Origin of the sequence: Paenibacillus daejeonensis DSM 15491, assembly GCF_000378385.1 — a bacterium.
GTDB classification, from domain to species: Bacteria; Bacillota; Bacilli; order Paenibacillales; family Paenibacillaceae; genus Paenibacillus_D; species Paenibacillus_D daejeonensis.
Genome location: NZ_KB899685.1, coordinates 1 through 26,846, shown reverse-complemented (window position 1 = coordinate 26,846; position 26,846 = coordinate 1). Strand labels below are relative to the sequence as shown.

General features: G+C 53.1%; 31 protein-coding genes. All 31 read right to left on the bottom strand.

Annotated elements, in window-relative coordinates; genetic code table 11:
- Positions 1 to 19: 19 nt before the first annotated feature.
- A complete protein-coding gene (locus tag F556_RS0132180) occupies positions 20 to 1,054 on the bottom strand; it encodes a major capsid protein (RefSeq protein ID WP_020621127.1) in 1,035 nt (344 codons plus the stop codon).
- A gap of 16 nt (positions 1,055 to 1,070) precedes the next feature.
- Positions 1,071 to 1,445 carry a head decoration protein gene (locus tag F556_RS0132175; protein ID WP_020621126.1) on the bottom strand — a complete coding sequence of 125 codons (375 nt, stop codon included), beginning with the start codon at positions 1,443 to 1,445 and terminating at the stop codon, positions 1,071 to 1,073.
- On the bottom strand, positions 1,438 to 2,571 hold the full coding sequence (locus F556_RS36830) for a head maturation protease, ClpP-related (RefSeq protein WP_169447662.1): 1,134 nt from the start codon (positions 2,569 to 2,571) through the stop codon (positions 1,438 to 1,440). Before F556_RS36830 ends, F556_RS0132175 begins: the two co-directional genes overlap by 8 nt.
- The gene (locus F556_RS0132165; RefSeq protein ID WP_157273046.1) at positions 2,543 to 4,102 is read right to left on the bottom strand and encodes a phage portal protein; all 1,560 of its coding nucleotides are present in this window, start codon (positions 4,100 to 4,102) and stop codon (positions 2,543 to 2,545) included. Before F556_RS0132165 ends, F556_RS36830 begins: the two co-directional genes overlap by 29 nt.
- Positions 4,099 to 4,335 carry a DUF6148 family protein gene (locus F556_RS0132160; protein WP_020621123.1) on the bottom strand — a complete coding sequence of 79 codons (237 nt, stop codon included), beginning with the start codon at positions 4,333 to 4,335 and terminating at the stop codon, positions 4,099 to 4,101. Before F556_RS0132160 ends, F556_RS0132165 begins: the two co-directional genes overlap by 4 nt.
- A gap of 16 nt (positions 4,336 to 4,351) precedes the next feature.
- Positions 4,352 to 6,214, bottom strand: a complete 1,863-nt coding sequence (locus F556_RS0132155; protein WP_020621122.1) for a phage terminase large subunit family protein — start codon at positions 6,212 to 6,214, stop codon at positions 4,352 to 4,354.
- On the bottom strand, positions 6,186 to 6,731 hold the full coding sequence (locus F556_RS0132150) for a hypothetical protein (RefSeq protein WP_157273045.1): 546 nt from the start codon (positions 6,729 to 6,731) through the stop codon (positions 6,186 to 6,188). The genes F556_RS0132155 and F556_RS0132150 overlap by 29 nt, the downstream gene beginning before the upstream one ends.
- Before the next feature lie 1,053 nt (positions 6,732 to 7,784).
- Positions 7,785 to 8,564, bottom strand: a complete 780-nt coding sequence (locus F556_RS0132140) for a toll/interleukin-1 receptor domain-containing protein (protein WP_020621119.1) — start codon at positions 8,562 to 8,564, stop codon at positions 7,785 to 7,787.
- 78 nt (positions 8,565 to 8,642) lie between these two features.
- On the bottom strand, positions 8,643 to 9,167 hold the full coding sequence (locus F556_RS35865; protein ID WP_157273043.1) for a hypothetical protein: 525 nt from the start codon (positions 9,165 to 9,167) through the stop codon (positions 8,643 to 8,645).
- A gap of 18 nt (positions 9,168 to 9,185) precedes the next feature.
- A complete protein-coding gene (locus F556_RS0132130) occupies positions 9,186 to 9,398 on the bottom strand; it encodes a hypothetical protein (RefSeq protein ID WP_020621117.1) in 213 nt (70 codons plus the stop codon).
- A 132-nt stretch (positions 9,399 to 9,530) separates the two neighbouring features.
- The gene (locus F556_RS0132125; protein WP_020621116.1) at positions 9,531 to 10,817 is read right to left on the bottom strand and encodes a site-specific DNA-methyltransferase; all 1,287 of its coding nucleotides are present in this window, start codon (positions 10,815 to 10,817) and stop codon (positions 9,531 to 9,533) included.
- A gap of 81 nt (positions 10,818 to 10,898) precedes the next feature.
- Positions 10,899 to 11,813, bottom strand: a complete 915-nt coding sequence (locus F556_RS0132120) for a hypothetical protein (RefSeq protein ID WP_020621115.1) — start codon at positions 11,811 to 11,813, stop codon at positions 10,899 to 10,901.
- Positions 11,814 to 12,390: 577 nt separating this feature from the next.
- A complete protein-coding gene (locus F556_RS0132115) occupies positions 12,391 to 12,828 on the bottom strand; it encodes an ArpU family phage packaging/lysis transcriptional regulator (RefSeq protein ID WP_020621114.1) in 438 nt (145 codons plus the stop codon).
- 92 nt (positions 12,829 to 12,920) lie between these two features.
- Entirely contained in the window at positions 12,921 to 13,301 is a 381-nt protein-coding gene (locus F556_RS0132110; RefSeq protein ID WP_020621113.1) for a hypothetical protein, read from the bottom strand.
- On the bottom strand, positions 13,298 to 13,582 hold the full coding sequence (locus tag F556_RS0132105) for a hypothetical protein (protein ID WP_020621112.1): 285 nt from the start codon (positions 13,580 to 13,582) through the stop codon (positions 13,298 to 13,300). Before F556_RS0132105 ends, F556_RS0132110 begins: the two co-directional genes overlap by 4 nt.
- Positions 13,583 to 13,908: 326 nt before the next feature.
- Positions 13,909 to 14,955 carry a DUF5131 family protein gene (locus F556_RS0132090; RefSeq protein ID WP_020621109.1) on the bottom strand — a complete coding sequence of 349 codons (1,047 nt, stop codon included), beginning with the start codon at positions 14,953 to 14,955 and terminating at the stop codon, positions 13,909 to 13,911.
- Positions 14,955 to 16,088, bottom strand: coding sequence for a hypothetical protein (locus F556_RS0132085; RefSeq protein ID WP_020621108.1), 1,134 nt, complete (start codon positions 16,086 to 16,088; stop codon positions 14,955 to 14,957). Before F556_RS0132085 ends, F556_RS0132090 begins: the two co-directional genes overlap by 1 nt.
- A 46-nt stretch (positions 16,089 to 16,134) precedes the next feature.
- Entirely contained in the window at positions 16,135 to 17,202 is a 1,068-nt protein-coding gene (locus tag F556_RS36945) for an ICP22 family protein (protein WP_020621107.1), read from the bottom strand.
- A gap of 5 nt (positions 17,203 to 17,207) precedes the next feature.
- Positions 17,208 to 17,627: a RusA family crossover junction endodeoxyribonuclease gene (locus F556_RS0132075; RefSeq protein WP_020621106.1), complete on the bottom strand. Its 420-nt coding sequence runs from the start codon at positions 17,625 to 17,627 to the stop codon at positions 17,208 to 17,210.
- A 129-nt stretch (positions 17,628 to 17,756) separates the two neighbouring features.
- Entirely contained in the window at positions 17,757 to 19,190 is a 1,434-nt protein-coding gene (dnaB, locus tag F556_RS35855) for a replicative DNA helicase (protein WP_020621105.1), read from the bottom strand.
- On the bottom strand, positions 19,177 to 19,527 hold the full coding sequence (locus F556_RS0132065; protein WP_020621104.1) for a hypothetical protein: 351 nt from the start codon (positions 19,525 to 19,527) through the stop codon (positions 19,177 to 19,179). Before F556_RS0132065 ends, dnaB begins: the two co-directional genes overlap by 14 nt.
- A complete protein-coding gene (locus tag F556_RS36825) occupies positions 19,514 to 20,467 on the bottom strand; it encodes a hypothetical protein (RefSeq protein WP_020621103.1) in 954 nt (317 codons plus the stop codon). Before F556_RS36825 ends, F556_RS0132065 begins: the two co-directional genes overlap by 14 nt.
- A 23-nt stretch (positions 20,468 to 20,490) precedes the next feature.
- Positions 20,491 to 20,760: a hypothetical protein gene (locus F556_RS0132055; protein WP_020621102.1), complete on the bottom strand. Its 270-nt coding sequence runs from the start codon at positions 20,758 to 20,760 to the stop codon at positions 20,491 to 20,493.
- Positions 20,761 to 20,924: 164 nt separating this feature from the next.
- Positions 20,925 to 21,533 carry a 3'-5' exonuclease gene (locus F556_RS0132050; RefSeq protein WP_020621101.1) on the bottom strand — a complete coding sequence of 203 codons (609 nt, stop codon included), beginning with the start codon at positions 21,531 to 21,533 and terminating at the stop codon, positions 20,925 to 20,927.
- On the bottom strand, positions 21,526 to 21,741 hold the full coding sequence (locus F556_RS0132045; RefSeq protein WP_020621100.1) for a hypothetical protein: 216 nt from the start codon (positions 21,739 to 21,741) through the stop codon (positions 21,526 to 21,528). The genes F556_RS0132050 and F556_RS0132045 overlap by 8 nt, the downstream gene beginning before the upstream one ends.
- Positions 21,738 to 22,445, bottom strand: coding sequence for an MBL fold metallo-hydrolase (locus F556_RS0132040; RefSeq protein ID WP_020621099.1), 708 nt, complete (start codon positions 22,443 to 22,445; stop codon positions 21,738 to 21,740). The genes F556_RS0132045 and F556_RS0132040 overlap by 4 nt, the downstream gene beginning before the upstream one ends.
- On the bottom strand, positions 22,442 to 23,536 hold the full coding sequence (locus tag F556_RS0132035; RefSeq protein ID WP_020621098.1) for a recombinase RecT: 1,095 nt from the start codon (positions 23,534 to 23,536) through the stop codon (positions 22,442 to 22,444). The genes F556_RS0132040 and F556_RS0132035 overlap by 4 nt, the downstream gene beginning before the upstream one ends.
- 12 nt (positions 23,537 to 23,548) lie before the next feature.
- Positions 23,549 to 25,519: an AAA family ATPase gene (locus tag F556_RS0132030; RefSeq protein ID WP_026297620.1), complete on the bottom strand. Its 1,971-nt coding sequence runs from the start codon at positions 25,517 to 25,519 to the stop codon at positions 23,549 to 23,551.
- Positions 25,516 to 25,845: a hypothetical protein gene (locus tag F556_RS0132025; protein WP_020621096.1), complete on the bottom strand. Its 330-nt coding sequence runs from the start codon at positions 25,843 to 25,845 to the stop codon at positions 25,516 to 25,518. The genes F556_RS0132030 and F556_RS0132025 overlap by 4 nt, the downstream gene beginning before the upstream one ends.
- 195 nt (positions 25,846 to 26,040) lie before the next feature.
- The gene (locus tag F556_RS0132020; RefSeq protein WP_020621095.1) at positions 26,041 to 26,292 is read right to left on the bottom strand and encodes an AbrB/MazE/SpoVT family DNA-binding domain-containing protein; all 252 of its coding nucleotides are present in this window, start codon (positions 26,290 to 26,292) and stop codon (positions 26,041 to 26,043) included.
- Between the two features lie 81 nt (positions 26,293 to 26,373).
- The gene (locus tag F556_RS0132015) at positions 26,374 to 26,688 is read right to left on the bottom strand and encodes a hypothetical protein (RefSeq protein ID WP_425414025.1); all 315 of its coding nucleotides are present in this window, start codon (positions 26,686 to 26,688) and stop codon (positions 26,374 to 26,376) included.
- Between the last annotated feature and the right edge of the window lie 158 nt (positions 26,689 to 26,846).

Sequence of the window (26,846 nt, the reverse complement as noted above, 5' to 3'; positions counted from 1 at the left end):
ATGAGTCCTCCTCTCAGGATTAGATGACCTTGGCGACGTACCAACCGGCGACATTGGCAGGTACAGCCAGCGGACGGGATAACATTTGCAACCATCTTTGCGCGGGCTCCACGCTCACCCAGGATTGAGGTGTAACCTTGCCGCGAACCCTAGCGAACTGTTCCGTTCTAGGGTCCATAATGACATTGGCGCCATAGTGGAAGGTGAATTTTTCACGCGAGGAAAGGATGGCGATCATTCCCTCGGGAATGAACGGCTTCTCTGTTCCGTCGTCGTCGGTATATTTGCCAATATAGCTGTACACGCTCAAGCCAACATCTTTCAAATAACCGTGATAGGTTACACCATCCGGGAGCAGCGTAGTGTCAATGTTGCCCACATCAACGCCTTTATTGTCAGCCAGCTGGAGGATAGCCGGGTGACGCATCAGCGCAACAGCCGCATCGTAATCGGCCAGAACAATATCCGGTGTCGGTGCATCACCGTCCAAAATCGCTTTACGACGTTCGGCCAAGAAGGCAATCGGGTCAGAGGCCGGGTTGGTCCAAAGATCCGTACCGGAGAGAGTAATGATATTGGTGAAATCGTAATCGATGACTTGGCTCACACCCTCACCAATCTGTGTCACCCTACCCGTAAACATCAGTGATGCTGCCTGCTCGACCAAACGACGAGTAATTGTGTCGTTGAGCTCAATAATGTCCCGAGCCAATAGCCGACGCGCGCGAACCTCTGGAGGCTCTGGGTTGATTAAGCTATCACCAGCACTACGGACTTGCAGGTCGATCGCCGTGATCGGGCGAGAAGGCTTGATCAAGGCTGGCTTGTATTGATTGGCCTCAAATCCGCCCCGCAGGACGACTTTGCCAGGCTGCAACTCCGATACGTAAGGCGCGATCGGCTTCTTACCTTTGAAAGTCTGAATTTCCACGTATTCAGTGTCGAACGGCTCTCCGTCCTCAAAAAATTTGTCCAGGATGTATGTGCTTGGGCGCGGCAATTGCCCGACCACCTTAAGCAGTGTCGGGAACGCATAAATATCTTTGTATGCCATCGTGTTTGTCTCCTCCTTATCCTACTACTCGTTTTGTGTGCAGGCCGACGTTGCGCATGGCAAGCTCGTGCATGTCGACGGTGTCGGTGCCGCCAAAGATCAGCGCGTCGCGGTTGAACTCGCCGCTCGTGAAGGCGGTCGCCCGCACGTCCTCCGTCGTTGCATCAACCTCCGGATCGGCCAGAATGCCGAACGGCGTCTCGGAGCCGTCGGTCGCTGTCGAATCGACCACGTCCACAATCCATGTGCCGTCCTCTTCTTGATCAACCACTCCCAGCACGGTCCCGCGCTCACGGATCCCGCCGGCCTTTACAATAACAGAGACCGTGATAAACGGCCCCACCATGCCGGCAATCAGCTTGTCATATCCATCTACCACATACTTAGGCATTCTTGCGACCTCCCTTTAGGCTCATCTGATTTTTGACCTCATCGGCCAAGGCATCTGCCTCTTTATTAATTTCCGCCTGTGCTTTGGCTTGAGCCGTCTGCTGCGCATCTGGAGCCTCATCTGCTGGTACTTCATGCGCGCCGCTTGCCTGGCTGTCTGCCTGGCGGTTCTGGCCAGTAGCCGTCACACGCTCCATCGATGCCTTGACAATATCCATGGCAGCCTGCGCGGCTGTACCGCCGGATTCGATTGCTTTGGACACAATGTCAGCTGCACCCGGAGCGTTGGCCAACGCCTGCAGCTCCGTGATGCGCAAGCGCTCCGCTTGGATGCCCTCTGTCTGAGCCGCTTTAAAAATGTCGGGGTGCTTGGCCTTCAATTCTGCTAAATCCTTCACGTCTTCCTCTCCTTCCCCGCTCGCAAGCGGCGGCTCAATGGCCGGTTCGTCGTCTTGATTTTCGTCTGCCGTGTCTTCCGGCAGCACGGGAATGCTCGCAAACGCGCGCATATCAAAGCGTTGGCTCCCGAATGTGGCGATCCCATTTTTAATGGAGGCCGATACCTTGGCTTTGCGGTCCACCTCATCGGCAAAACCGATCTCGACGGCCTCATCAGCCGTCATCCAGGTCGTCGCATCCAGCATCGTCTTCAATTGCTCCTCGTCCTTGCCCGTGCGATCCTTGTACACATTGATGCAAGATGCTTGCACCTTATCCAGGAGATCAGCCGCAGCTCGGAAGTCTTTTGCCTCACCCATGGCAACCGTCCAAGGATTATGGATCATTACCATTGCACCGGCACCCATGATGATCGTATCACCTGCCAGCATAATCACGGAGGCAGCGGAAGCCGCTAATCCGTCGACTTTCACGGTGATATGGGCCTTATGGTCGCTCAGATATTGATAGATGGCCATCCCTGCAAAGACACTTCCACCTGGGCTGTTAATCCGGACAAGGATCTCATCCACGTTGCCCATTCGCTTTAGTGCATTCATTACGCCTTTGGGCGACACAGAATCATACCACCAGGACTCCTCATCCTCGATTGGGGCATAAATCGTCAGCTCCGCAGCGTTGTTACTAACTTTTTTCGCGTTAAATATTGGAGTCGTCTTCCTCGTCATTGTCGGTGGCATTTGTTTGTTCACCTCCTTCCAGGCTTATGCTGTATTGTTGTCGGACCTGCTGCTCATATGCCAGCTGCCGGATGTTGCTCTCGTACTCGGTACCGGTTAGCTCCGCGGCCTCCCGTTGATGCGAGCTGTAGCCGTGCTTCACGCGTAGGATTGCCGCATTGACCTCTTTGACCGGGTCGAGCTGACCTTGTGACGGACCATGCCACTCCGCCCGCGTGTAAGCTTTAAAAAGCGCGGGATCGTCGAAGATGCCAGGCGCATCGATACGGCCCTTAATAACCCCCTCGACAAACCACTCTTCATAGATGGGCTGGCAAAAGTCAGCTGACATCCATGATCGACGCATGCGGAACATCTTCCAGGCTTCCAAAAATGCAGCCCGGCTGGCTGAATAACTGGACGTGAAGCTTTTCATCATCATTTCCGGAGGCAATTCAAGCGCTGACCCAATTTGCCGGAGAATGGCGTTAACGAACGGGTCGAACCCGGAGTTGGGCCGGCCTGGGTTGGCAATCGTCGCCTTCTCCCCTGGCTGCAGGAACTGCACCGCCCCGTTCCCCATCTTCAGATCTGAATCATGGCCAACCGGCAGCGGCTCTCCCGTCGGATTAGCAGGCTCCCCGACCGGCGCCAGGCCAAACGGATCGCCATCCTCTTGTTCCGTCTCGATGAAGACAGTGAACATCCCGGAAATAACCGCAGCCATCAGCTCCGCGTTGGTGTAACGCTCGAGCTGCTTGAGCGATTCGATGACCGGTGCAAGCATCGGCACGCCACGGCGCTGCTCCGGACGCTCTGGCTCAAACAGATGCAGCACATTGCGCCTGCCGCTCTTGTCTCCAAGGACCTGCACCCGGCGCCACTTGTTCGGTAAGAAGTCCCGGCTGCCCGGGTGTCGATCAGAGAACCAGTACGCCGCGACCATGCCGTCGGCATCGACTTCAACCCCACTGCGGATCTTGCCGCTCTGCTGCTGCTCGGCCTGTTCGGTCGGCGTACTGCAGCGGTCAGCCTCCAGGATCCTCACCCGCAAGTCATAGGTCGCGTGCTTGCGGGGGAGCAGCGGTAGCAGCGCAAAGGTGTCACCGCTCATAATCCAGGAGAGGTAGGCGAGCTGCTGCAGCTCATAAAAGTTCAGCATGCCGCTGGCGTCGCAGTCCTTTGATTCGGCCCATAAGGCGAATTCCCGCTCAATCTGGGCCTTCAGACGCTTGGCCTGATCTTCCGATAGGCGCAAAAAATCGGCATCGAAGGCGGGTTTGAGCCGCAATCCGGTGCCGATTATGTTGGTTCGCAAGGTTTTCAATGCTCCGTTGGCCAGTGATCCGCCCATGTACAGGTCACGTGCTCTCGGACGGAGGTCCTCCAGGTTCTGGTGAATATCCTCTTCCGCGTCGCCAGCCATCGGGTTCCAGGCCGCAAGCGATTTTTTGCGGCGGCTGGCCCCGTGATCGCCATAGCCCTGGTTATACACGGCGGGGTAAGATCGTCCGATCTTGCCGGACGTCTGGGCCATCATATATCCAGCGGAACGTACCGGCGGACCCGGCTACGCGGCGGCAGCCCTTGCTTGCAGCGTATGATTCCGTCGATGATGCCTTGCCAATACTTAATTTGCTGCATAACTTCCTTCAGATTGGCCCGGGTTAGCGAGCGCGTGCCGATCGTGTAGGACTGACCGGTCGAGATGGCCAGCTCGCAGGCGAGCCAGGCATTAAGGTGCGTCGTGGCCACTTCAAGCGTGTATTTCATTCCTTTCACCTCCCTTCTATACGCTGCTGGTAGTGCCTCGACGCCGCTTCGGCTTACGGTCAGCCTGCGACGATGGCTTCGGCGGCGGCAACTCGGCGTCCAGGTTCGGCTGCAGGATCTCAATGGCGGCTCGATTGTAGACCGCCAAGTCGAGCGGCTCGTTCCGTTCGCGGACTTTGACCCATACATGATAGGGTGAACCCGCTTTGTATCGCGTGTGCAATGCCTCCGCCGTCAATCCCTCGAAATACTGCCGCTCATAGCCTCTGTTTTTCTCCGGAGTTGTCAATGGGAAATGGCAATATCCCTTCGTCTTGTTGCCTTGATCATCCACTGGCGGCTGACGCACGGCGCTCATGACCTTTGTTTTGCCCTCATGCACGCCCAAACGGACAACGGTCGCATTGTATCGGTTCTTGGACGACGTGCCGGCAATCAGAGGCAAGTAAGTCCCGTCTCCTGGATTCTCCCCGCGAATTGCGAACAAGCGGCGACCGTGGCGCTCCTTGCAAAACTTATAAACCTCATTTGTGAAGTGGCCGCCGGAGTCCATGCAGCTGATCGCGATTGGAAAGGTGCGGCCGCCCGCGTCGCTCCAGGTGCGCTGAAGGAACTCGTCCAGATCAGCCCAAACCTGTGGCTGCTTCAGATCGCCATAGATGACGTGGTATTGAATACGCCAGTTCTCATGACCGACGCCCCAGCCCTGGACCTCGACCTCAAACCGGTTGTCCTGGGTGTCAACCGCTGCCGTCAGCACCTTCACGCCGTCCGGCACGTCCGCATGGTAGAGCTCGCGGCGGTTGAGCAGTATCTCCTCGTCCAGTTGCTCTCCCTTCTCTTCCCAGGTCTCGGCCATGGCGGTATTAATCCAGGTCTTGAGCGCCTCGGTGCCTGCTGCGTTGGCCTCCTTCCAGTTATGGACGATCGTCTCCCAACTAGTGAAGGTGCTGGCCAGCTCGTTCAGATGAAACCCGCGCGTCGTCGAGTGGCTGCGCTGAGCGATCCACCGGCCCGTCTGCTCGTGATTTGCCTTCCACTCTTGCTCTGAGTGGAGGAAGCCGCAGGAGCTGCAGCGCATCTCCGCCTTGGTCGTCTTTTTGTCTTCCTCATCGTATTCGTAGACGATGTTTTTCCACTTCAGGGGTTGATAATCTTCGCAAGTTGGGCAGGGCAAGCACCATTCTTCCTTAGTGCTGTCCTCGTAAAACTTCTCAATGCGCGAGATCCCCTTGATCGTCGGAGTTGAGACAAGGATCCGCTTCCTGTTGCTGAAGGTGGTCGTCCGCTTGGTGACCAAAGAGACCGGGTCGCCCTCCGTACCTGCAGATAACGGGTACCGGTCAATCTCATCACAAAGTACGACGCGGATCGGACGGGACGCCAAAGAGGCCGGCGAGTTAGCGCCAGCCAGTGCGATCTGCCCGCCCGGAAACGACTTCCGGAGGACCGTATTCCCGCTATCCCTGCTCTTGGGTGAGCGAATCTTGTCCCGCAGCTTCGGCGAGTCCCGATACATCGGCGCCAAGCGGTCCTTGGAAAAATCCTGCGCCATGATTAGCGTCGGCTGCACGAACATCATCGGTGCCGGGTCGTGGTCGCTGAAGTACCCAACCGCGTTGAGCTCCAATTCCGTCTTGCCGACCTGCGAGCTCCACATCAGCACGATCGTTTCATACCGCGAATCAGAGATCGCGTTCATCGGTTCTCGCTGGAAAGGTGCCCGGCTGGTCCGCCACGGCCCAGGCTCTGCAGATGATTCACTGGAGAGGATCCGGTACCGGTCCGCCCATTCCGAGACATTCAGCTTCGCCGGCGGTGCGACGACCCGAACGATCTCGCGGAAGAGGTTACGTGTCTGCTGAAGAGTCTCGCTCATCACTCGCACCCTCTTTGTAATCAGTTGGATCGTAATCGGACAGCGTGATAAGCGCGACTCGGATCTCACCGTCCAGAACACCGTTGATTGCCTGCACATCGCTCAGATAAGCGACCCGCGGCGCGATTTTCATCGGTAGAGCAAGCATCCGCGCCCGAAAATTAAGCAGCATATCGGTCACTGTGGCCCGGACGTCCTCTGCCCGGTGTAGCTCGCCGCGCTTCACAGCCAGATCCAGCATCGCATCTTCCTTCCGGATTCGAGTCAGCTCTGCCTGTTCATCCCGTAATCGGGGACGAGTGTCCTCTTCACGACCGCCAGATGCGTGATCTATATAAGCCTGGACCGCTTCAGACAAGATATACTTGCCGCGGCCTACACGTTTTAGAATCCCATCACCCGTTAACTGATTGATCCAGCGCGGTGTTTTACCGATAATGGCCGCCAGCTCTGCCGTAGAAACCTCACGTTCATGCATTTTTGGTGATGGAGCCATTTTTTTTGTTGTTTTCGCCATAACTCCTACCTCAGTTCCGATTTTTCCGTTTTCCTAGCCCTAGCGCCGTTTTTTACTTCTATTGAAGGAATGCAATTAAATCGCCGATAAAGACGATCTGTGATAGGAATCGGAAGTTTTTTTCAGAAATCAAAACTAACGCGATTTCGGGGTCGCCAGCACCCGTGGGCCCGCTCGACCCCCAGAAGGACCCGCAATGACACAATTCGACACGCCCTCCAGCCCTCTCTCCTGCCTCTCGAAGGTTATCAGCCGACTCATGACAGCAGCTTTCTCCTCAGCACTCACAGGCCCAACGCAATGATGTACGACAGGCTGCAGGCGATCCAGGGTAGACAGACCAGCTCTCAACGTATGACTCTGTCCTAAAGCTCGATGTATTCCAGACCTATGGAGGATTGGTAGGCGTCGCTTCATGGCCATTCGAATCTCTCCCTTCATCTTTGACAGGCTTACCTTTATCGAAGAAAGAAGGAATGCCATTCTCCTTCAGGCTGTAAATATGGGATAGCTGCAGGTATGCAATACAGAGTTTCATATCACGATGCAGATACTTCCTCGCACGCTTTACAAAATGAAAAGCCAAAATCGAATAATACAATCGAAGCAGTTCATTCTTGGCATGAGATTTGAAATCCAAATTCGAAATCGAAAACACCTCCCCTATGTAACTCCTTCTTCTTTCGCGGAGCCAGAAAAAACGACGCCGACAAAAAGAGCGCCACCCAGGAAAATGAGTGACGCTCGTCGTATGAGATATTTCGAATCAAACATGCTGCTACTACTATCTGAACCCCGTTAAACTGAATGAAACACTTGAAAACCGGATAACCCGTAAAAGCACACGGGACGCTAGCGCTCCGTGTAAAAGTCTCTCGCTGAGCTCGTATGTTAGTTAAAGGCCATGTACTTAGTAACTAAAGAGCATAGAAGTGATAAATGCATTATACAGATGCCCTTGATAGTTTGCCAAGTCTTGAAATACAGCTTTTCATTCAATAAATCGTGACATAGCTCTGTTTTTTTTAATTTTTCACAACCAGATAAACAATTCTAAACTCTGTTCACGTGCGTATTCTGTAATTTGTACGGAGAACTACTAATTTTCTTATTATCCTTATTCATACTTTTTCTGATTTTTTCAAGTGTGATATCATCAAATCCTTCTGGAAATTTCTCAGACACCATCTTGACGAGATCGCTTGCATTCAGATAGTTGTATGTGTTCGAATCTATAGTACGTTCCTTCTCGAGGTCATTGAGTCTTAAATTAATATTGCGTGTATACATGAGAAGTTCATTAAGAACATCATCAGTTGAACTAATCGGCTCAGAAGGTGCATTCTCAGGAGTATTATTAAGAATTTCAGAGAAACTAGTCTCGAATTGTGGCCAATAGGTATCGAAAACTTGCTCGAGCACTTTTTCTTTTAAAGCTTTATCTTGTAATGAAGCATTCAAAGTTCTCACCAGTTGCCACATTCCATCTCGATTTGGTTCTGTAAGATTAAATTGAGCCAACGGATCTCTAACGTCTTTATTTTCAAGATCAACTAAAAGGACGATTATCCTACTTGTAGCAAGTCCTTTTGCTAGTGCCCCTGCTTCAAACATAATCCATGGTCTTTCCTTATTTTCTTTCGTCAGAATGACTATACCCACACTTGTGTCCTTGAGCTGGTTATTGATTTCTGAAAACCAAATAGCTCCCCGATCGATATCCTTAGTAGACATCCATGGATCAATTGCCTGTATCACGCATTGAAGCCATGAATCTAACAAGTCACCAACCGCTTTACTCCTTCCACCTGACCAGCTTATAAAGATTTTCAAGTCTCATCTCCCCCCAACCCAATAATACACTGATTACCATATTTCAACAATATGATATATGAGGGGGATTTTTAAAATTCACAGCAAACGACTTTTCAGTTCGATTGCCTTAAGCTTTTTCTCCTGAATGCGGGTCAGCGCCTCTTCAAGTCGAATCACGTCCTCGATGCGTCGAAATGACGTTTCCTCGATGGACGTGGTTACTAGGGCTTCGCGGCTTACGATTGTAGCCTTGCTAGTGCCATCAGCTCGGGGAATTGCATTCCTAACCGTCCGGAGCTCCTGCAGCACGCGACGCTGATTGTCCGAAAGGCCATCAGATGCTCGTTTGACACGCTGCATCATCCGACGCTCACGAACCGTGAACAGGACAATTGACTCCTCGACCAGCTGGAGTGGATCCGTGGCCATGTCGGTGAGCAACTCCAGCTCATCCGGATCAAGGGTGTCAAACCAGATAGCCTCATGCTCTCCTGTTCGCAGCGCGTGCTTGTTCCCGACAGGGCCACCTCTGCCACCACGGTTGCCCAGGGCGTTCCGGCTACCCAATGGCGGACCTCGCCGCGGTCTAGTGTTGGTGGGTGTTTCAGTCGTGTTGTTCAATCTGCCACCTCCCAGCGGTTATAGATCATCCTTCTGCAGCTCAATGTCCAGCTCGATGAGCTTGCGGAGATCGTCGACCGTGTTGATTTCGATGCGGTTCTCTTGGAAATCCCGAACCCAACGAGTAATGGCTGCCTTCACGATTTTTCGATACTGTTCCTTGGAATCTAAAATGCCGTTAATGACCTCTATTTCATGTTGCGTCAATAAATCTTCATTTTTTGTTCCCATTGTGGTTACCTCGACTTTCCATTATGATGGAAAACGAGATAGCGGATATCTGCAAAAAGCCGTGCACGGCGGGCCGCTATCTCAGCCGGGGCAACCTGGTTAGGGGGAGAGGCGTTCGAGCGCCTCTCTTTTTTATTGCTCGGGAACTCTGTGAAGCAGGACCGGCTCGGTACCGGTCGCCTGGGCGAATCGCTCCTTGATAACGTCACAGAAGCGCGGATCCAGCTCGAGAAGCCGGCATTCCCGGCCCATCTGGTCACACGTCATCAGTGTAGATCCGGAGCCTCCGAAAAAATCCACGATTACATCATCCTTCTGGCTGCTGTTACCGATCGGAATGGCCAGCAACGGCAGCGGCTTCTGCGTGGGATGTACATACGCATTGACGTTCCCGCGGGACACTTCCCACACCGTCGATGGCTCGGGCTCATCCAGCCCGGAGCGCCATACCGTCGATTGCCGGCGATCGCCATACCAGGCGGGCGACTTACCGCGAATATGGGCATAGAAGACCGGCTCATGCTGCCAGCGGTACTGAGACCAGCCGAAGGAAAATGCATTCTTTACCCAAACACAATGGCTACGGCTCACAATGCCGGCATCGTTCATGGCATTTTCAAACTCTCGCTGATAAGAGGTTGGATGGAAAACATAGATGGCCGCGGTCGGCATCATGATGCTGGCGTACCGTTCGAAGATCGCATGCAGGAAATCCTTGAACTCTTGTTTGCCCATGTTGTCGTTCATAATCTTACCCCGACCATCGGCCGCCAAGCGCTCCGAATCACTCTCAATTGCGACGTTGTACGGCGGGTCTGTGACAACCAGCGCCGCCCTGGCGCCGACCATGAGAAACGCGACATCTTCCTCCTTGGTAGCATCGCCACAAACGAGCCGATGCCGGCCGAGTTGCCAGACGTCGCCGAGTTGTGTCTCGGGCTGCTTGATGTTGTCGAGCGCACGCTGCACGTCGAAATCATCCTCAATTACCGGATCCTCAATCTGGATATCCTGGCCAAGTACACTGAGCGCCTCGGCAGCTTCTTCCGCGCTAAAGCCGGTCAGCTCCAGGCCGCCACCTTCTGCGCTGAGCTCCTGCAGCAAAGTGGCCAGCGCCTCATCGTCCCATCGCCCTTCGACCTTGTTGAGTGCCAGGTTGAGCAGCTGCTCCTGGCGATCATCCAGCGCCACGACTGAGACGGTCACCTCTGTGTCCCCACGATTACGCAGGATCTTCAATCGTTGATGCCCGCCGACCATGTTCCCGGTACGCTCATTCCAAACTATCGGTGCGACATAGCCAAAAGCCTCAATACTCTCACGCAGCTGCTCATACTCCGGATCTCCAGGCTGCAGGTCTACGCGCGGGTGATAAGCTGCAGAGTTGATCTGCTCAATGGGGATGGTCACTATACGCATAATGATTCAGCTCCTATAATTAAGTTGGATTTATATCAATAAAAAAAAGCACCCGTAAGGATGCTTTCAAGGATATTCTATTTACGCTTCCCAGAGATTTGAATTTTTCCAATGCATAACACCAATAGCATCTTCAAATCTATTATACTGGGACGACCAAGATATGCTTACACCCGGACCATTATTAAAATCCAATGTGCCATTAACTCCTCCCCACTTGTGAAAATAAGTTCCAGAAAGACCTGTTACTCTATTTGCTCCGTTGTTAGGATGCTCCGCTAAAACATCAACTTGTCCATACCCTACATGTTTATTTACAAAACATTGGCCAGTTATTGTAGGATCAGGGAAAGACGATTTGATATCATATTTCCAACCAATCCCTTCCCCTGGCTTATACCCGTCATTCGTAGTAGCATCCACTAGTCGTTTAGAACAGATAGTATTGTACATGTTATTAGTTCCAGATGCAGTATATCTGAGTTTTGCAGTATCATCCAATGCTACAAGACCATGTGTCCATGCCATTCCAAACTTATCAGTAAGTGTGAAAGTAGGAGCTTGATTCCATGTCCAGTTAAATGTAAGTCTGAATTTATTAATACCAGATGTATTGTATGGCATTTGATATCCTACAATGCTTTTAGTCCATGTTGATGCTGTGTTAGCAGTGCTACTCTTAGAAGCGTTCAAGGCCGCATTGTAAGATTGAAGAAAATTCGGTGATGCATTTTCATCCTCAGTACCAGTGGATGTTTGGACAAGAGTTACAACTGCTTTCACTTCATAAAGCTCGATCTTTTCCTCTTCTGGCATATCATCAAGATAACTTTGAGGCACACCTTGATTTAAGAAATAGGCATCCATTGTTTCAACGCTAGGAGTAGGCTCTGTAACATCGGTTAACTCAATCGACTCCGCAGCTGATACAACAGACATGCTTACTGACAACAATGCAGCCCCCAACAGTGACACAAAAAATTTTCCCATTCTCATTCCCTTTAATTCCCTCCCATGATATGATGTAACCAAAAAGAAGTCTACCACATATTGGTTAGGAGGTAAATAGATTTGTTTGCAATATCTTCCTACGTAACCTTTTTCTTAGTTCCAGTTCTATCTTTTGTATTTATGTACATAGTTTTGGAAAACAAAAAACGAAATAGGGCTTTAGCTTCATTTTGTTTTGCAATAATAGTTTGGAATTTATCAATTCTACTTATGGCTTTCCAAGAATAAATTTTTCATAGAGGTGCTGTCCCATATATAATTCTAAATTATCGAAACTAGTAGATTTCAACGACGCTTTTCTACTCCAGCATCGAGTAGAGGTATGGGACGGCGAACGTTTGGAAAATTACGGCGGCCCGATTGAGCGACACATCAAGGATGCAGTACGGATTAACGGGATGTACTATGTTAAAAACCAATATCAGTTCTACATTCGGCGGGATGGCTGATTGCCTTCCTGTCTGACAATATCATAATAACACGGTTTTTCGGCCTGCAACGGACATTGAGCGGACATAAAGCGGACATAAAGCGGACATTTTCTCAATTCAGCAAAAAAAGACTACTCGTCACTAAGAACGAGTAGCCCGAGAGAGGTGGCTAGACGATACATGGCCACCGATTTAATTCTTCTATAGTGGCGTGGAGTGTAACCTAGCTCCTCCGCTACATCCATATCCAACACGTCATCGTCCATCATATATCTCATATTAATTAGGTTCTGATGCCGCTTGCCAAGTCGATCTATCGCTTTTAATGCACGTTCAACATGTCGCCGCCGGCGCTCTGGTTCATCAACGTTGGTGCTGGCTATGTCCCCCGTTTGGTCACTGGTAACGTTGGTGTTGCTGCGGGGGATGCTGCTGTAGGAAGCAGTGACACTCGCTTCTTCCGGAATGTACTCCGTGACGCTATACTCCCGGGCCTGCAGGAGATACTTCTCGACCGCTGCCCGGGTTTCCGCCTCGTCCACCTTATATATGTCCTGTCTGATTTGCATGTTACCCCCACCGCTTTCGTTATGATAATATAGTGGTGGGTAATTACTATGAGGATCCCCCGCATCTTTGGTCGGACGGCGGGGGGTCTTTTTTATTCTCTTTTTTGCTGTGCTATAGGTTGTTCAGCATCTCCAATAGCGGAGCTCTCTTTTTTTAGTTCTCGCAGAAAAGCGCTGGTCTTGTCCATCTGGTCAATTGCGGCCTGCGCAGCCTCAGCGCCTACTGCAAGAAGATCTTGTAATCGCTGAATTTCTGCATCTTTCTCAGCTAACTGAATATGGAGATCAATAAAAGGGAGATCGTCTTCTTCAATGGCACCGCACGCACTCATTCCAGGAACCAGAACTCCCAGATAGGGTCCGCGTTCGATGATTTGAAACCCTCCACCAAATAGCAAAGGAATTGATCTCGCCATAACAACTGCACCTTTTTTCGGTCCTTTTTCAATGTCGCGCAAAATCAAGATTTTCATTCTCGCCGTGCCCCTTTCACATAATCGACTACTTTCTCCAACTCGAAGCCTTGGAGTAGCAATTGCTCCACGTATTCGTATTGAATCCCTTGATCGTGCCAGGCTTCGACGTGTTCACTTGCTTCGAGATAAGGAATGTCCGCGATCTTAGCGAGCCTGGCTGTCCTGCGCTCCATTTCGATTTCCTTTATTTTAATCTCGCCAGATAATTGCTTTGCCCATTGAGGTCCGTATATTTCAGCCAACCTTTTCAAAATCGAGGTTTTATTCGAGTCGGTCATCTCCTCGCGCCTCCTTCTCCCTCCTCCCCCCGACCACCACGGCCGAGAAGGCGATTAACGCAAGCAGGACGACAACCGCCACGATGATCCAGATCATGACTCTCCCGCCTCCTTCAACGGGCACCATCTCTTCGCGGTTTTTAGCGTCAAGGGGCTTTCATACCCCATAGCCCCGAATCCGACGAAGGAATTATTTGTTACTCTCCTGACTTTCGGGTGCTCACAATAGTATTTCTTCCGCCCGAGTCGGCGTTGCTGCGTCTGCATTCTGCCGATCTGCTTGCAGTGATTGCAATTTTTACACCGGGGAGCCTTATCTGCATTGTTCATGACTCGACCGCCTCCTTAGCCTGGACCGGCATCTCGTTCCATTCCCGTCCGTCCAGCAGCCTTCCGGCTGCCTTCTTACCAATGCGGCAGACTGCCGTGTCCGGGTCAAAGTTATACCACTCCTTGCCCTTAATTCCGGGCTCGTTGCAGCGCAGCGGATGGATCTGCACCCACTCTCCCCACTGTTTAAAGTAGAATGGCACCTCTGCCACGATGCATTGATCTCGAATCTCACGTGCCCAGTCCAGGTGCATTGGTCGAGCATGGGGACCGGACTCGCCACCAACTACCACCCAATTAATTCTCTGAGAAGGAAGGAGGAATGTCTTTATAAATCGATTATTATAAGATCCGCTGAGTACGTTCACTGCTTCCCCATTGTATTCAATGCTCGATAAGTCAACCGATCCTAACAACGGTTCACAGCTCAGCCATCGAACAGCGGCAGGCGTCTGCAAAAGTAGCGGGATCCTCTCATCGGCAGTTGCCTGGTCCTCCACGCTCACGCCAAGCCACACGTTCGGGAGTGGCCACTCTGGCCATTTGGGGAGCGTACTGCCGGGAGGAGCGATGTTTGCCGCGTCCTCCGGACTGATCCACCCGTGCTGCTCCATCCAAGGCGCAATGTCTACCAGCTTATCAATGCCGTGCGGTAAATAAGATTTCGTCATGTACTCCAGCATCCGATCAGGCCGCTTGGTCAGGATCTGAAACGTATGCCTGGACGCCAAGGCCATCACAGCGAAAACCTGGTCGATGTAGTCGAACGGCACATCCTCATGGAAAAGGTCGCTCATGCTGTTGACGAAAATGAGCCGCGGCCTTTGCCAGCGGAGCGGCTGGTCCAGGACCTCTGGAACGAGACGGACTTGGCCAGACCAACGCCCATCCTCGATCGTCCCCTCATACGGCTGGCCAGGACCGGAGAACCGGTTGGCCACGCTCTCGGCGTAGCAGTTCCGGCAGCCGGCGCTGACCTTGGAGCATCCCCGCAATGGATTCCAAGTCGCCTCCGTCCACTGGATTTTAGTTTTATCACCCATCAGCTCACCGCTTTCTGGCCAGCTGACGCTTCGATGTAACGGGCATTATGGTACTCGAAGAATCGCTGAGCCGGCTCGGTGAGATCCTGGCCTGGCAGCAGCTCGCCCATGTCGGCCGTAATGAAAGCGACCATCTGCTGCAGCAGCTCAAACATCCGGAGCATGATGTCGCCGCGCTCGATGACGGCGGGCTCTACGCTCTTATTAAATGTCTCGATGAGCTCATAGATCATCGCTCGCTGCACGTTGGGTCCGTCCGCTGGGATGACAGGCAAGCGCAGCTGGATGAACCCGGTGGCCTGTTTCTGTAGGTCGATATTGGCGAGGTACACGTCCTCGAACTTAGCCTCCAGGCGTTTGTACTCCGCCTGCAGCTCAAGCAATTTCTGATGCGAAGGATCGACAGTCACTGCATCAACACGGAGCCGGTCGACCTCTGCCTCCAGATCAGCGATCCGGCTGTTTCGGTCTGCAACCTTGGACCTCAAATCCGCGATTACACGATCTCGCTCAGAGAGCGAAGCGGCGAAATCATCCGCCTGCTGCATGCATCGGCCGTGGGCCTCGCGCTCTTGCTGCAGCTCTTCACGGAGAAGCTCGTTTCCTGCCTTCAGAGCATCGACCCGATCCATATACGTTTTATCCTCTTGAGCAGCCGAGGCCGCAGCCGCCTCTTCAACCGGGACAGATGGCTCCGGTGCAGCTCTGGTCTTGCTTGCTGCGTAAAGCTCAAGCTCGCGCTCCTCCGCGTCAATCTCCTTAATTCCCCACTGCTTGAGGTAGTCATAGCCCTTGGCACCAGAAAGCCCCATGCTTTTCAGTGCAGAACTTCGCTTCTCGCCGTTCAGCCGCCTGTCAAGGTACTGTTCTTTCGTAACCGCCTCAGTCATATCCGTCCGCTTCCTCTCAGGTTTAGTTTGTTTATGCAGGCCCCATTCTCGGAGCTGTTTTCGATACTCGTTTGGGTCGTTGTTGAAGAATTTAAGGCAGATGTCGGCTTCTGTCAGGCCCAAGCCTCTGGCCTTCTGAAAATCCTCTTTGGTCATTGTCCGTTCCCATCGCTTGACCTGCGGACCGGCTGTCCGTTTGTTGTAGGCAGCGAGTTCCTCCGGGCTCATCGTATACTCCCGCATTATCTTCCCTCCAGGAAAGCCCGCCGGAGAGCGGCGGGCTTGTTTGTTATGCTCCGTATTGCTTGCTTACGAGTTCCTTGTATTTCTTCCACTCCGAGGATACCTTGCTCGAGCTGACGCCCAGATTCTGAGCAATATTCATCCATGTCTCGCCGGCTTTGCGGCGTTCTAGGAAGGTCGGGAAGTCATAGGGAATCTCATCATACTTAGGACGATCGCGCAGGATAATAGCTTCGATCTCGTCCTTGCTCAGCTCGACCGGCTGCTTATCCTCCTGCGGTCCCTCCGGTGGCTGGCTATCGGACTGAGGCTCATTCCCCTGCAGGACTTCTTGCTCCCAATCGGAGAGCTCATCGTCGTCATGATCCACGTCCGATGGTGGAGTTTGATCTTCGCCCTGGTCGGTAGCGTCCTCGAGCTCAATGTCGTCACCCGAATCAGTAGGTTCCTGGTGCTGGCCAGCGTCGTCACATTCCTGGAGCGACTCGCCCGGTTCCTCCGCATTGAAACCTTCCGGATCCGGGCTTCCCTGCTCCTGCACTGGCGTGTTAGGCTGCGTCTTCTTCCACTCCGCCCATTTGGCGGCCAGCGGGGCGACCCGGGATCGATACTCGTCGATCAAATCAACGACTTGGCCGGATTTCATTTCGTTCTCCTGAGCGATCTTCAGGTAGGTGTCCCCATCGTGCAGCTGCGTTACCCAGGCGTGGAATGGGTAGTCCAAATCTTCATACGTTGGCGAGAGTAACTCCATAATAAAGGCGTCTACTGTCTCTTTGCTGATCTCCTCGGGGACCTCTGTAATAGGCTCTGATGGATGCGGGATGCCCAGATCCAGCTCAGCCTGCTCACCTTCCGGCTTGACCTCAGAAACGACGCCCTGCTGATCAACGGTATAATGCCGAATGGGCTCTTTTGTCTTGACGTAAACGGGCACTGAGTACCTAACCGATTCAGAATCGACAACGATCGAGACGCGGCTGTCGAGCAGGGCAGCAAGCTTGTCAATTTTGCCGTAAAGCTCATCGTCCGAAACCTCTAGGACGATCTCTTTAACGCCCTTCGGCTTGAGGTTAATTTTCTTAAGGTTTGCTCTGAAATCTGTATATGCCATGTAGATCACACTCCAATTTGTCTGATTTTTACCTCTATGCGAGGTCTGAAGCTGTAACGCTTGCGGGCGTAGGCGTCAACGACTTGGCTATCATCTACCCACATAACGCCTTTCAGTGCATCCTTAACGCCTTTCAAATAGTTGTCTGCATCCGGCTTTGTGATGGGGTACACCAAGCCTGCCTCCGCGTTCGCTGCCTTTCGCTTACTAAAACTCTTTGGCATTGATCGGTAAGCGGTGACCATCACTCCGAGAGGTCCTTCAAGCAGTTTAGGTGGCGCGTGTTCTGCAGCAGCTAGTCGAACATAATCCTTGTAATCACGACTCTTTTTCGGATCATACATTTTGACGAAACCGGTCTGCGTGGACGCTTTCGGCCTGCCTTGTGCGACCGGCTCCCCGTACACAACAAACTCTATCTTCACCTTTGCACGCTCCTTTCTCACTGATGTATTCGGGTGGCAACGTGTATACTTCTCCAATCACCCGACCCCAATTGTTGAAAATGATTTGTCGATGCTTCGTCTGGTACAACGCATCGATTGGCTTTTGCATCAAGCCATCCCCTTTCCCCGGTTCATATCCGGGATCTTGCTGCCCGACTTCTCCGCCGGCTCTTCCGGATAGGGACTTGTGCTGTAGTGAGTGCGGTCCAGGTTAACAAACTTATTGAATTGTTTCAGGAACGCCAGTTCCACAGTGCCGACCGGACCGTTCCGCTGCTTCGAGATGATAATCTCAATGACGTTCTTCTTGTCCGACTCCTTGTCGTAGTAGTCGTCACGATAGAGGAACGAGACGATATCGGCGTCCTGTTCGATCGATCCGGACTCGCGCAGGTCGGACATCATCGGGCGCTTGTCCTGGCGCTGTTCGACGCCGCGGCTCAGCTGTGACAGGGCGATGACCGGGACCTCCAACTCGCGGGCAAGTTGCTTCAGCGTACGCGAGATCTCGGATACTTCCTCCTGCCGGTTGGCACCGCGGCGGCCACGGCCCTGGATCAGCTGCAGGTAGTCGATCAGGATCATTCCGAGCCCCTGCTCCTTCTTGAGCCGCCGGCACTTGGCGCGGATCTCATGCACGGTGATGCCAGGCGTATCGTCGATAAACATTGCGGCATCGGACAGTTGGCCAACAGCCATGGTCATTCGCTCCCAATCATCGCCCTCAAATGCACCAGATCGCATACGGTTCGCATCAACCTGTCCTTCAGCGCATATCATTCGCTTTACCAGTTGCGCCTTCGACATCTCCAGAGAAAAGATGGCCACCGTCTCGCGGGCACGCACACTTACATTCTGGGCGATGTTGAGCGCAAAGGCTGTCTTACCGACTGAAGGACGCGCAGCGACAATGATTAAATCATTGCGTTGGAAGCCAGATGTCATCTTATCGAGATCGATAAACCCTGATGCGATACCAGTGACACCCTGGTTGTTGTCTTTGGCAATGTAGAGCTGCTCGGCCTCATCCATGACCTGTACCAAGACCTCTTTGACTGGTGAAAACTCCGTTGCAGGCGCCACTTGGTCGGAGAGTTTGGACAGCGCCTTGTCGGCTTTGGCCAAGAAGTCGGCGACGTCCTGCTCGCTGGCCGCGTTGTTGACCAGGCTGAGCGCCGTCTCGATCGACTGACGCCGTAAGTGCATCTCAAAGACCCGTCTAGCGTAAAACTCGATGTTTATCGTGTCGGCCACGCCGCTCATCAGGCCGGCCAAGTACGTCACGCCGCCGACCTGCAGGAGCTCCTCCGTGTCCTGCAGCCGAGAGGTGACCGACACCGTGTCGATCGGGATCTCGGCCTCAGCTATGTGCCGCATGGCCCGGAAGATGCGGCCGTGAGCCGTCTCGTAAAATTCACCGCCCTGCAGGATCTCCTCGATCACGACAAAGGCATTCGGATCAATCAGGGCCGCGCCGATCACTGCTTGCTCAGCCTGCAGATCGTGGGGGATCTCGATTTCAGGTACCTCAAACGCCCTCATTGCCAGCCCCCTTGATCAGCTTGCGCATGTTTTCCCAGTATCCCGGGGGCGGCGGCTCGTCCAACTGACGCCAGCCCTCTAATCGCTCTAAGTGAACGGCAGCGGCCTGCTTGCTTCGCTGGCTGTCGATCTGGTCCCCCAAGCGTCCGCGAATATCTGATATTCCTGGCGGCCAGCGGTTGGTTTTGATGTGATGAACCACATTTTCAAGTGCAGCTTCAAAGGGAAAATCCTTCATGTACCGAAGGTGCCTGTCGATCTCCTCATCGCTGTCATCAAAGTTGGGATACTCTGACTTGATCTCGATGAACAACTCAATGACATCAGCTCTGTCCACGCGCTCTCTCCTCCCTTGCCTTCTGACGAAGCGCCTCAATCGAATCCTGTTTTTTGACTGTCGACCGGCTGCGCTTCTGTTTTGGCTGTTCCTTCACCGCAAGTGGATTATCCTCGGCGTTCTTCCAGGCATCTGCAATCGCATGCTCGTAATACAAAAAGCTTGAAGGGGCTTGGAAAGTAGATCCCTCACGCTTGCGCTTTTCCTCGAGGAGGAGCTCCATAGTTCGAATGGTAAAGGGTACCGGCATCCCCCCGGAGACCATCCTACCCATGGCTTCACGTTCGCGTGGTCGAATATGGATATCTAACTTGCCATGCAATTTGCAATAAGCATCAACGATCTGAATGAGTCCGTTGCGAAAATCCGTTTCGCTAGTAGTAGTAGTAGTAATAGCTTTTAAATCTTTAAGATCTTTTAGATCGGACACATTTGTCCGATCACTGGACGTTTCGGCGGAATGATCGGACACTTTTGTCTGATCATTTTGTGAGTGATCGGACATATCTGTCTGATCACTCGCTTCATTTTGGTTATGATCGGACATATCTGTCTGATCATTTTCAGACTGATCGGACACTTTTGTCTGATCACTTGGGACCCTGACCTTTCTCTTCCCAACCAAATTCTTCTTCGATTTGCGAACAGTTAGTATCAAACCACGAGCCGTTCGAGTGATCCTTAGATAGCCTTCGTTTTTGAGTGTTTCCAGCCATCGGCTGACCGTCTTCTCGCTAACGTCAAAATTGTCACCGATATCTGACAGCTGAAGCGGCTTATTCCCCAGGACGATGCCCCAGACAACTCCTTCCTTTTCGTCTTCCGCTGTCGTGGAGCTGACGCACCACAGGAATAACCAAATCGCGCTGCCTATACGTTTGTAGTGTTCTGGATCCAACAGACCGGAGTACATCGGAAAAGGATAGCTGTCTTGAGGCATTGAAAACATCCCCTAAGTCTGAATTAACGCCGTGCTTCGCGGGACATCGCGAACATCTGAACGTCCATGCGGCCGGCTTGGCCGTGATAGATCATCATTCCGGCGGTGACACCTTTACCGACTTGTTGAATCGCACTGGAGAGGATGTCGGGCATCTTCTCGTCCGTTGCTGCTGCCCTCGCAATCTGGACACCAAGCCCTCGGGACATTTCGTCCAGCAAAGCCTGGGCTTGTTCTGGTCCCTTAGCGAGCGCCTCGTCCATCCATTGCTGAATAATCGTCATCTTGCTCATATCGATCTCTCCCTCATAATTTTCTGTTGCCATTCCTTCGAGAGCCGGCAGCGGGAAGCATGAATCTCATAGAAGCGCCGGCCCAATGAAAACGAGACGAATTTTTTAGTAGACGTCTCGTAATAGAAACCATTCAAGTTTGGCGCCGTCACAGCGCCGGCATTTCAACCGGCATAACGGAGATTGACGGGTATTAGCTCGGCGTGCTCAGGCGCCCAGGCCGGCGGGCCATACTTGCTGACATAGGCCAGCTTATTAACCCACTCATCAACCGGCTTTCTCTCGTGCATAGCCTTGAGCAGCTCCCAGGCACCGATGACGTCATTGAGCGCTCGGTGCGCCCCAGTGAGCGTAATGCCGTAGCGTTCGGTCATGTCTGTCAACTTGTGCGGGAAAGTGTGCCGGTCACGCGCGATCGTGCATGTATCAATAAAATGATTGCTGAAGGTTGGACGACCGGATCGATGCAGCCAGTGATGAAGGAAGGAAAGGTCAAACGCCGCATTATGAGCGACAAGAAGGCTGTTCCTGGCCATGTTGCGCAGGATTTTGAATGCCAGGTCCTCCTGCATACCGTTGGCGACGTCCGCAGATGTCAGGCCGGTAATCTCGGTAATCTTGGCCGGTAGCTCGCCGTCGAACTGAATGAGCGTCTGAAATTGGCTTACGATCTGGCCATCGATGCAGCGGATCGCTGCCAACTCAATTACGCGGTCAGTAGCAGGGTTAAGGCCCGTAGTCTCAAAATCAAAAACAGTAATATCATTAAGCATTGGATCGACTCCTGTCGTCTCGCAGCCAGATGATGCGCTGCTCGTAATTAGCTTTTCGCACGGTCCATCCAGGATAGCCGCGCTCGAAGTAAGCTCTAATCTCTCGCTTGAATGCCTCCGGGTCATCGTGGAACAGCGCCCAGATCCGCTCACCCACCCCAGAGCGAGTAAGTGGAACGCCAAACTCGTCATAGATCGGCTCTGTCATCGCTTGGCCACATGGACCACAGCGGCTGTTACTTCCTGCACCTCGCGCTTGAAGCGTTCTTCGTCGCTGTTGCCGTCCGACAGATGCAGCAACCAGATCTCCTCAACCTTGGAGATGTCGTTTGCCCTCAGGAAGTCCTTGACGTGGTCCAGGCCGAAATGAGAGCGAAGCAGCCGATGCATCTGTGCCGGATGGAGCTGACCAGTCTCGACACGCTCCTGGACGATGTCCAAAGCATAATTGCACTCGACCATCAGGTGAGTCAGACCAGCGAACTGGTACCGGCAATAATAGCTGTCGGTGAGGAAAAGCAACTTGTCTACGTCCCGGTTGGCCAGCAGGAAGCCCAAGGGTTCGGCAGCGTCGTGCTCGACGTCGAACGGCAGAATCGTCCATGTGCCAATCTGGAAAGACTTGTGTGCCTGGATAGCGCGTAGCCGATGACCGGATAAGCCCAGGGCATCCGCCGTCCCTTGCCCGGTGTAGACCTTGACACCTGCTCGCATCAAATCCTTGATTGCCTTGCTATGGTCGCCGTGGTCATGAGTGACCAGGCAGCCGGCCAGCTGGGTCACCTGGAAGGAGAGCGCCCGCTGCAGCTCCTTGTACGGCAACCCGGCCTCCAGGAGCAGCGTGGTATGCCCGTCCGTGATTCGGTAGGCATTGCCGGCACTGCTGCTTCCCAGTGGCAGGATCTCAATCACTCGAAGTCGAGATCCATTTCATCCGGATTTGGTGGCATCGTATCTGCTGCGGGCTTCTTCTGGTCGCTGCCTTCATTGGATGCCGGCGGCTGTTCCGGATCGGATGCCGGTTCAGGATCGTCGTCCTGCCCCTCCGGCGTCACATCGATTCGCTGACGGTTGCCGTGCTCGCCGATCTCATCCTCGACCGACTGGACGGCGTACTCCTGCTCAAGCTGGCTCAAACGGAGATAATCATCGTCGATCTTCTGACTATCAATTGTGATATCGTTGTATGCGGCACGGATGACGGTCTTGAGGCACATCTGATCGTACCAGCCCTCGACCTTCTCTTTGCCCGTCTTTTTGTTCCTTCCGGTTTTTTCATCCTTCGTCCATACATCCTTCTCCCCACCCCAGAACTCCGGAGCAGCAGACTTAGGACGTCGTTTGAGGATCTCCTCAATGCTGAGCATGACAAGCTTATTTTTGTGCGGTGCTTGCGAAAATGAGTGGTAATAAAACCCACCAATGATTTCACCGCGCTTGAATGGGTTGGTGATATCGAACTCATAGGCCTCCACATCATTGCGCGCGTCGCGCTTGATCGGGAAGAACTTGTCCGTCGAGTAAACCAACTCGACTATCACTTTGTCTGGAACATCCAGACCATATTTGACCGCCTTGAGCTCCATGCCGCGGTACCCCTCGACAAACCCAATATCATACTGGCCGGTCTTGTTATTCTTGAAGGGGACCATATTGATGTGATTTTTCTGAGCGGGGTCAAAACCTACTCGAGCATAGGTGACAACGTCCCTGGCCAGCTTCTCCATGTTGATATTCTGCCAAGTCATTGGAGTCGCGTCACGGTACTTCTCGGTCTTGGCCAAACGCCGCTCCTCACCTATCTTGAGGGCTGCATCCAACGATATAAAATAGTTCTGCGCCAGGCGCTTCTGGAACTGGGTCAGGGCGACCTCGCTCACACCGCTGGAAAATTGCTTCACAACCATATTCATAAAACGCTCGGACTGAGTCAGCTCCTTCTTAGCGAGAGCCTTCTCCGGCTGGGCTTCTTGCTGCTGTTGCTGATCTTGTGGTTCTCCCATGTTGCACCTCCGTTAATGATTGCTTTTGAATCTCAGCTTCTTGTCGTCCTCGGAAACGATCAATCGTACGACCTGCGAGTCTGTAGGCTGCAATTTGGTCACCGACTCGGCGTTGTCCACAAAGATCGGTGCCGTCACCCCGTAGTGCTCGCAGAGCGTGTTGATGATATCGATACCGACATTGTTCTGGGCAGCCTTGTTCAGCCCGCCATCGTAAGGTACGCCCTTGTAAAGCGTGTCGCAGACCTCTTTGATCCCGCCGTTGATTTGTTCTTCAAACAGTCGGAACCGGGCAAGCCTGAACTTGGAATCAATCCGGGACTGCAGCAGGCTGACCTTCGTCCTGATGAACTCCTCCGTGAGGAACAACTCGTGCTGCTGACGCTCGTACTCTGCAGCCAAGTTACCCTCCTGGACCTCGAGCTCATCAATCCGGTTTTGTTGCCGATTGGCCTGCTCGAACTTCGCCAGGTCGGCCTCGTATGTCCGGATCTCAACCTGCAGGTTATCAATGACGCCCTGGATCCGATGTTGTTCCTGCTGCGTACTCTCCCGCAGCTCTTTGATCTGAGCTGCGATGCGGTCTGCCTCAGTCGACAACTTGCGGTACTCCGGATCCTTACTTGGATCCTGGACACCACCGCGCAGGCGCTCGAGCTCGGCATCGGCCGCCTTAGCCTGCTCCTGCAGCTGCAACTGATCCCGGAATGCTTGGAGCTCCGAACGATACCTCGTGACATCAGCTCGCAGGCGCTCCGCCTCTTCTTTGACCGCATGGCCTCGGGATTTAATTCCCGTCAGCTTCTCCGACTTGCGCCGGTTGAACTCCGCCAGAGCTGCAGCGTGTGCCTTATCCCTATCTGCCTCCGGGAGCAGTTGACCACAAGCAGAGCAGTTATCATCGTTCGTATGCTCGAATGGCTCTGCCTTGGCAGCCGCAAACTGCTCAGCCATCTGGGAGCGTTCGGCATCCAGGGCCGCGATACGTTGCTCACCGGTCTTGATTTTGTACTCCCGATCATCAATGGAACGACGCAGCTCATCCACCCGGCGATGCATACTAGCGACGTGGTCGCGCTGCTTAGCAATCTCCTCGAGCACATCCGACTGTAGGCGACGCTTAATGTCGATCATCTGGCCATCAATGTGCTGCCATTGATTCTTAAGCTCCATGACTCGACCGCCGGACTGAACGGCCATCAGCTCCAACTGTCGCTCTGTGACCTGGCCGCGCAGGGAAGCTATGTCCTCCTGCAGCAGTTCCTCACTCAGCTCAGACACATCCGGCATGCTGCGCTGCACCTCGCTGATCCGGATCGGGATATCCCCGATCTCTCCGTTGATTCGCTTGAGGGCAGCGGTGACGATCTTTTTATGGTCCTCGACCGACCGCTCTTGCAGAATCTTCTCGAGCGGCCGCAACTCCTTTTTGCTGTGCAAAATCTCTGCATCGGGGATCTCCCCACAGATCTCCATTAGGATCCGGCGGCGGTCATCCTTTTTCAAAGCCTCGTTGAAGTAGGTCGGGCTGGTAATGAGTTTGAACCGCTCCTCCGGGATGATGGCAGTTACCTGCGCCTCATACTCACCCTTTTTGACCGGCACACCGTCGAGATGGTAAGTGGTCTCATGGCCGTCATACGTGGCCTTGATGGATCCGCGCTTCTTAACCCACTTCTCGGCATACACGCGTCGGAAGGTCTTTTGCCGGCCATCGATTGACAGAAGCCCCTCGACCTCGTGCTCCAGCTTGTGCTGACGGACATTGCCGGACTCGTCCAGCTCTTTGATTTCAAAGGACTGCTCAGTCCGATTGGCGCTGTCCTTACCGAACAGCAGCCAGGTGAATGCATCGAAGATGGTTGTCTTGCCAGTAGCGTTGTCCCCGTAAACGTCAAGATCCGAGGCGCCCGTCGTAATGACGAGCTCTCGGAATCCTTTGAAATTGCGGAGCGTCAGGCGCTCCAATATGATTTTCCTCATGTGCTCACCTGGATTAGGCCAGCAACCGCCCGGTATGCCTTAAACTGAATCTGTAGGCGTTCAAGACGGGATACAGCGTTTTTCAGCTGCAGCTCACAACCGGAAAGCAATTCCCTCTCGTGGCCAGTGAATTGTCGTGCCTGGGCTGCCCTGGTCTCAGCGTTCTTGCCATCCAGTTTGTTATGAAGGAGCAATGAATCTTCTTTTTCTTGAAGCAGGTCCTTAGCCTCAAGCAACTTTTCATGCGCAGCCAAGACTGCCTCCTGAGCGGTGGCAATTTCATCTGGCAGTAACAGCAGACGCTCCACCAATTCTTTCTTTGTCATAACGGCCTCCTTGTCGCCCCCACCATACCGTGATATGATGAGGGCATCCATAGTTTGGTGTAGCCCTCTCGCGAAGGGCTATTTTTCGTTTCTACACTTTATTCAGTTGTCAAAGAGCAACGCGGCCAAAGCCACGGCGGCTACCCGCGACGCCTCCCGGCGTTTCGTCCGCTCCGCTGCGGACTCGTCAGGCGGTCAAATACCGGCTTCTCTGGCGAGCTGCCGAATTGCATCGCGGCTGTACATCTTACCACCAAAGCTGACCAGGTCCTCCTGGCTGCCTGTGATGACGCAGCCAGGTTGGTACTTCTTAAGGATGATCCGCTCACCATCCGTGAAGATTTCCAACCCGTCCTCTTCGGTAATCCCCATCGTACGACGCAACTCCATGGGAATAACGAATCTCCCCAACTGGTCCAGTTTCCGAACGATACCAAGTGATTTCATATTCAGTTCTCCCTTGTACTCCTCCGCCCCGTGCGGTATGATAGGAGCAATCTTATTTTTTAAAGCCTTGATGTAGCCGTCCTAGCCGACGGCTATTTTGCTGTCTGCGGAAGCATGTGCATCCGCGATCTCGCGCTCGATCTCTGCCACCAACGTTCTCAGTTCCTGCTGCGCATCCTTATCGCCAAGCCTGGCCGCGCTCCGGTAAAGAGCCGTCAGCTCGCCGATCCGCTGGCGTGCTGCCTCAAAATCATAGTGTTTGTTGCCCATGTGCGGCTGCCAAGTGCCAGCCTGCTCCATCTCTACGAATTGGCCGAATGTCAACCGATAGCAAGCACCCACGCGATGAGTGACAAAGTAATCTCCTAGCCTGTCCAGCACCCGATCATCTATCATAGCTACCACACTGAATGTTGATGCTGGTTAAGTACGTGCAGCTCAATCATCATGGCCATGGCCGGGCGGTGCTCGTATCGCCTGAGCTCCGGCATCACTGCCGCCCGCCCCCGCTCCGTCAGCTGATATCCGTTATCCGTCAGCTCGACCTTGCCCTC